This window comes from Nostoc sp. DedQUE04 (genome assembly GCF_034530995.1).
In the GTDB taxonomy this organism is placed as follows: domain Bacteria; phylum Cyanobacteriota; class Cyanobacteriia; order Cyanobacteriales; family Nostocaceae; genus Nostoc.
On the sequence record NZ_JAVRCA010000130.1, the window covers coordinates 1 to 6,472 of the forward strand.

Consider the following 6,472-nt stretch of genomic DNA (forward strand, 5'->3'; position numbering starts at 1 on the left):
CGGTTAATGGTTAAGAGGCTTGCTGCACCTTCTTAGATGTCAAATGGGTTCTATAGATGAACTAGTATTGCTACTAAAAGCCAGTCAAGCAACCGGTTTAACGACGCTCCAAGAGTTGATATTGCGTTCTTCGTGGGAAGGAGAAACCTACACCAATATAGCTAGTGAAGCGCACTACGGCGAGGAACGTGTCAAGAAAATCGCTGCTCATTTATGGCAAGTACTGAGTAATTTTTACAAAGAACCAATACATAAATCCAACTTTCGCCACACTCTAGAAAATCACCATTTTAGCGAAGCGCATCAGCAGTTAATTAAGGAATTCAATCGAGCCGCCACAGCGATATCCTTAGAATTTCCTAGTGGCCCAGTATCTCTTAATTCCAGATTTTACATCCCTCGACCGCCAATTGAAGAACTCGCTTACGCAGAAATGGCTGAACCTGGGAGTGTAATTTGCATCAAAGCACCCAAAAAGATGGGGAAAAGCTCTCTGGTTTTGCGGTTGCTTGCACGCGCTAACAAGCAAGGCTTTCGCACCGTAACTTTGGACTTTCAGCAAGCAGACAAAGCAGTATTTGCCAGTTTGGATAAATTTTTGCGCTGGTTCTGTGTCAATGTTAGTCGGGAGTTACAGCTAGAAACAAAACTCAATGATTATTGGGATGAAGATATGGGTAGCAAAGTCAGCTGCTCTATCTATTTCCAAAAATATTTACTGCCTGCGCTCTCAAGTCCTGTGGTTTTAGTATTAAATGAGGTGGACTGGGTATTTGAGTATCAGGAAATTGCTCAAGAGTTGCTACCATTAGTGCGATCGTGGCATGAACAAGCCAAAAGGGTAGAAATTTGGCAAAAATTACGTCTGATTCTGGTTTATTCAACAGAAATTCTTGTTCCCATAAAACTCACTCAATCGCCATTATTTAATATTGGTTTGACAATTAATTTACCTCCCTTTACGAAAGAGCAAGTGCAGGATTTAGCACAACGTCACGGCTTGGATTGGACAGATGGTGAAGATGCCGATAGTTTGATGGCAATGGTGGGAGGAAATCCTTATTTGGTGCGATTGGCATTGTATCACATTGTGGGTAAAGGCGGATTAAAAAGAGATTTAGGACAGTTATTGCAACAAGCACCCACAGAAGCCGGAATTTATAACCAGTGTCTAAAGCAGTATGTACTAGCACTTCGAGATGAGCCAGAATTGGGAGATGCTTTTTATGAAGTGATTAATACTACAAATTATGTAAAATTAGAGCCAAGCTTGGCATATAAATTACAAAGTATAGGGCTAATTAATTTAGAAGGCGATGTCTACGACAAGCTACGCCTACGCAGTACTCCTGCGTGTGAATTATATCGGTTATATTTCCAACAATATCTCAAAAAAAGTGAGCATTTCAATAATACTCATGTTGAACAATTGAAACAAGAAAATCAACAGTTGTCCGTCCTCTCTAGTTTAGATGAACTAACTTAATTAGTTAATCACTGCTACTTTGAAAGCTACCTGCAAATTGAGTGGCAAAATTTTGCTCGTCAAAACACTCTAATATCACTGATTTTTTGCGATATGAAGAATAATTCAGCTATTCTGAATTCCGAAGTCAGAATGAATCAGTGGGGAATTCAGACCCGCCACTGTTTTGTTTACCACTAAATATGCAGATTGAGTGGAGGTGTTAAACCCCTTAATTCATCCAGCAGTTGCACAAAATTTATTCTGAATTCTGACTTCTGACGCCTTTATTCTGTTTTGCTAAAAATAGCAACTGATAAGACTTTTTTTGTCGATGAAACTTCCATTACTAGCTTGGGAATAATAAATCATGCATGAGATAAACTTGCAATTAATCTCAGCATATTAGGTGTGTTTACTATCGACAAATAAAGGAACAATTTGTTAATGAAAGTGAGTTCATTAGGGATTAAGCTAGGTTTTGCAGCTGTTAGCAGCAGTTGTCTTGCGGCAGTAGCGATCGCTATGAGTGGAGCAAGTGCAATTGCTGCTCAATTCATCACAATTGAAAGCACTGGTACATTATCAGGAACTATCGAACTGCCCAGAAATAATCCAAATTTCAATAATAGTATTACTCGTATTGATACGGATGATACTGGAACTTATTACCGGAACTTAGGTACTAATAATAATCCTAATTATGTTCCTGTATACCATTCAGACTATTTACAGGTAGAAACACGCTCCGATGGAAGTCTGCATCACTTTGTTGACTTTAAAGGTATTCCAATTGTCTCGTTTGATGGTGTTCTGACATCACCTGTTCTTTCTGGCGGTCAATTGACTACCTTTCTTTACCAGGGACAATTGTCAGGAACCACATTTCAAGGAGTAGTTCAAGATGAATTTAATCTTACAAAAGCTTTCTACACTGGTACTGTCACTGACCCAAATACCGGAAAGAAATATCAAGGTACTTTTGAAGTGAGTGGATATGGGGAGCGATATAGTAATCCCAATGGTAATTTAACTCCCACAGTCTTTGATTTCCAGTCTGATATCCCAGGTTTCCCAGGCGTAACATCCTTGACCATAACTAATGCTAGTTTGGCAAATTTAAGAATCATAGTACCTATAAATGAAACTTCTATTCCAGAACCCGCTACCCTTCTCGGAACTTTGATGGTAGCTAGTTTTGGTATCGTTCTGAAAAGAAGAAAAGACAGCGGACTTAGAAAGACGTTTTAAAACTGAAAGCCTGTTGTAAAAAAGCTCACAAGGCTGAAGCTGAATTGTAAACGTCAGTGCCTTGTGAGCAAATAACCTCAGACAATAAGGACTAAAGTCCTTACTACGAACTTATTTATCTATCAATTTAAAATAAGCCGGATTTTTGCAAATCCGGCTGAGTTGAATCATTCATCTATACGCAGTAGCTTGCGATAAAACGGTTGTGAAAAATCGGTTATACGATAACGTTTATAGTTGTCCATAAGTTCAATTAAAAAATTAATAAACTCGAAACTAGCCATCATCAGTTCATAACTCAGGTCAGCATTGCCATCAAACTGAATTCGGCAACGGGTTAAGTCTGAGGGTAAAGTAGCAACATTCCAGGAGGCGACAAAAGGGACATGTTCGCTGGCTTCGATCTTGCGATGTCCCTCCAAGACCCCTTTTTGATAAAGACTGATGGCATAGGGTAAGAAATTGCGCCTAGCACCCTGAACATAAGGTAAGTAAACACTGGCTTGTTGTTGAGTTGCAGGCTGGAGTTGCTCGATAGACATAGTTAAATATTCCTCAAGTTAGTTAGCAACTGGGGATATTAGTGGATGTTAGTAGTATTCCCCAAAGATGTGTCTAAAGCACATAGTAGGAATGGGGATTGGGGATTGGGCATTGGGCATAAGGGATAAGTCTTTGATACTTGCTGACGAGTTTTTGAACTCCACTCTTCTGCTCTCCAGTCCCCCAGTCCCCAGTCCCCAGTCCCCATACCCCAGTCCCCATGCCCCATGCCTAATAAATGAAGTTACTACTAAGAAATATTAAAATTTCGGTTACAATGATGCTGCATTAACTGTTATCGAATCTGGGAACGGTAACACTAAAAATCCCTACTGTACAGTGGTGGATGCCGTTATTGCAGTTTTTCCCAACAAAAAGCTGCTGCTGCCTTGCTATTACTTTACCCAAACCGGAGTTCTCATTAGGGAAAGTCCGACTCTACAAGCTTCCTGCCGAAGTGGCTATCAAAGGAATCAAGCTTCTGTCTAAGAGTAGCAAACGCGGTTAATATGAGGTAATTACGCACAGTGGCGGTGACAACAAAGGTAGTCCCAGCGGCTTTTGGCTTAGGGATAGCGGGTATTGCAGTTTGCCCATTCCGATTAATATCGGGAAAAGTAGCTTAGGGATATTTGTCCGTAAAATTACTAACTGTAGACAAATAGTGGTTTTTGAATCAAGCAACCTAACCTATGCCAGCGAATTCCTGGCCCGAAGAAGATTCTTATCAAGAGCTCGATCCGCTCAACTCCTTGTTATCTGACCTATCAGTAGATGAGGAGTCAGTGTTAGAGACAGATTCTATGTCTCTACCATCCCGGTTTCAAGGTCGTAGAGGCAAAGCAGCTCTAGTCTTGACTATCGTCTGGAGTGGCACGATCGCTCTACATTTAGTTTCTTGGGCTTCCATTTTTATTCTAGGACTGACCACCATTCTAGGATTTCATGCTTTGGTGGTGGTGTTTACTAAATCCCGTCGCTATCCAAAAGAAATACAGGGAGATTTACCTTCTGTTTCTGTGCTAGTGGCTGCGAAAAATGAGGAAGCGGTAATTGCTAAATTAGTCAAAAATCTTTGTAATCTGGAATATCCAGGTGGGGAGTACGAAATTTGGATAATTGACGATCGCAGCAGTGATAGCACGCCACATTTATTAGCGGAACTCGCACAGAAACACGACCAGCTGAAAGTACTAAGGCGTTCAGCAGAAGCTACTGGTGGCAAATCGGGGGCGTTGAATCAGGTATTGCCGCTGACAAAGGGCGACATTATAGCAGTATTTGATGCTGATGCCCAAGTAACACCAGATTTACTGCAACAGGTAATACCTTTATTTCAAAGAGAAAACGTGGGGGCGGTGCAGGTGCGAAAAGCGATCGCCAACGCTAAAGCAAACTTTTGGACTAAGGGTCAAATGGCTGAAATGGCCCTTGATACCTGGTTTCAGCAACAACGGACTGCCCTTGGTGGCATTGGCGAACTGCGGGGCAATGGTCAATTTGTCCGGCGTTCCGCCTTGGAAAGCTGCGGTGGCTGGAATGAAGAAACTATTACCGATGATTTGGATTTGACAATCCGCTTACATTTGGATAAATGGGATATTGAGTGTGTTTTCCATCCAGCGGTGCAAGAAGAAGGAGTGACAAATGCAGTTTCACTCTGGCATCAGCGCAACCGTTGGGCAGAAGGCGGTTATCAGCGCTATTTAGATTATTGGGATTTAATTCTCAAAAACCGGATGGGGACGCGTAAAAGCTGGGATTTGCTGATTTTTATGCTGATTATGTATATCTTACCGACAGCAGCAGTCCCAGATTTATTAATGGCGATCGCTCGTCATCGTCCACCAATGTTAAGTCCGATCACAGGCTTGTCCATTTCTATGTCGATGGTAGGGATGTTTACAGGTTTGAAGCGGGTACGTCAAGATCAAAAATTCCCACTTTCTACACATCTTACGATGCTGGTGCAAACCCTGCGTGGCAGTTTATATATGTTGCACTGGTTAGTCGTCATGAGCAGCACTACTGCTCGGATGTCGGTAAGACCAAAGCGCCTGAAATGGGTGAAAACCTTGCATACTGGGCATGGGGAATAGCCCCTTTGGGAAATTAAAAATTAAAAATTCAAAATGCAAAATTATTTTTGGTAATTTTGCATTTTTTTTAGGGACTGACAAAAATAATTATCCAAAATTATTTGTATATTCGTAGGGGCGCAAGTCCTTGCGCCCCTAAAAAGGGATATTTTTTTAATTGAAAGTCCCCTAAGCAACAAATCCAAACCAGGCTTTTTGAGGTTAGCTTGGTAATCTTTCCCATTGCTCAATCTTTTTGACCTTCCTCCATACTCCCAAGCTAGTCAGCGTAACGTTACGTTGACTGAGCGCTTATAATACAATACGGTTCAGCTAAGGCTAAAACTCTTTGTCAAAGTCAATTTTTTTAACGAACCACAGAGGCGCAGAGGGCACTGAGAGAAGAAAGAAATGCTTAACTGAACTGTCTGTATTGGCTTATAATAGCGACAACAATTTATAAGGGAAAAAATGCCTGCGACCATCTCAGATATAATTGTCCAGTTCGTAGAAACTTCGGATAGAGATAAAAGGCACGCGATCGTCAAGCGTTACGGACTCACATTGGTCGATGCCCGCGAAGAACCACTGGCTTATCTATACGAGGCAGACACTGATAATCTTACTCAACTCTGCAATGAGCTAACGAACGAAGATTATGTATTAGTTGCCAGCCCTCCCGATACATTCACCTACCGCAGCATCAGCCAAGGCGTTGTCTGAACGCCGTATCCAAATCAGTTCGTACTTGACAAATTTGGATAAGTGGGATCGCGCTTCCTCATAAAGCGGTTGTAAATGAGGTTTTCTTACCTTGTAAATTCCGTTTAAGTGTTTGACTACCAACTCGCTATCACCGTAGATTTTGGCTTGTTTTACGTCTATTTTCAGTGCTTCTTCTACTTCCAAAAGTAATCTGTGATACTCCGCTACATTATTGCTGATTGGTTCACCGAGATATCGGCTAAAGGTGTGTGTTTGCCCTGCAAGCTGGATAATGCAGGCGGCAGCGGCTTTGCCTGGATTGGGCACAGCGCCATCAAAGTGAATTATTGCGGTTTCATCCATAGTGATTAAATCACTGGAGTTTAGACTAAGCAACAAAAAACGACCCAGCAAAGCTGAGTTGAAAAGA

General features: G+C 41.5%; 6 protein-coding genes. 4 read left to right on the forward strand and 2 right to left on the reverse strand.

The genetic code is table 11. The features are described 5' to 3' along the window. Positions 1-43 precede the first annotated feature (43 nt). Both RM049_RS38965 and RM049_RS38970 read left to right on the forward strand, forming a co-directional pair. Complete coding sequence (locus RM049_RS38965) at positions 44-1,486, forward strand: AAA-like domain-containing protein (RefSeq protein WP_322708076.1); 1,443 nt, start codon at positions 44-46, stop codon at positions 1,484-1,486. A 426-nt stretch (positions 1,487-1,912) separates the two neighbouring features. After that, the gene (locus RM049_RS38970; protein ID WP_322708077.1) at positions 1,913-2,716 is read left to right on the forward strand and encodes a PEP-CTERM sorting domain-containing protein; all 804 of its coding nucleotides are present in this window, start codon (positions 1,913-1,915) and stop codon (positions 2,714-2,716) included. 167 nt (positions 2,717-2,883) lie between these two features. Here RM049_RS38970 and ebsA read toward each other — a convergent pair whose 3' ends face one another. Further along, positions 2,884-3,258 carry a type IV pilus biogenesis protein EbsA gene (gene ebsA / locus RM049_RS38975; protein ID WP_322688958.1) on the reverse strand — a complete coding sequence of 125 codons (375 nt, stop codon included), beginning with the start codon at positions 3,256-3,258 and terminating at the stop codon, positions 2,884-2,886. Positions 3,259-3,951: 693 nt separating this feature from the next. Here ebsA and RM049_RS38980 point away from each other — a divergent pair. After that, the gene (locus RM049_RS38980; protein ID WP_322708078.1) at positions 3,952-5,358 is read left to right on the forward strand and encodes a glycosyltransferase family 2 protein; all 1,407 of its coding nucleotides are present in this window, start codon (positions 3,952-3,954) and stop codon (positions 5,356-5,358) included. 450 nt (positions 5,359-5,808) lie between these two features. Beyond that, positions 5,809-6,060, forward strand: coding sequence for a hypothetical protein (locus RM049_RS38985; protein WP_322708079.1), 252 nt, complete (start codon positions 5,809-5,811; stop codon positions 6,058-6,060). Here RM049_RS38985 and RM049_RS38990 read toward each other — a convergent pair. Then, a partial coding sequence (locus RM049_RS38990) for a ribonuclease HI family protein (protein ID WP_322708080.1) occupies positions 6,001-6,472 on the reverse strand: 472 nt, incomplete at its 5' end. The genes RM049_RS38985 and RM049_RS38990 overlap by 60 nt on opposite strands.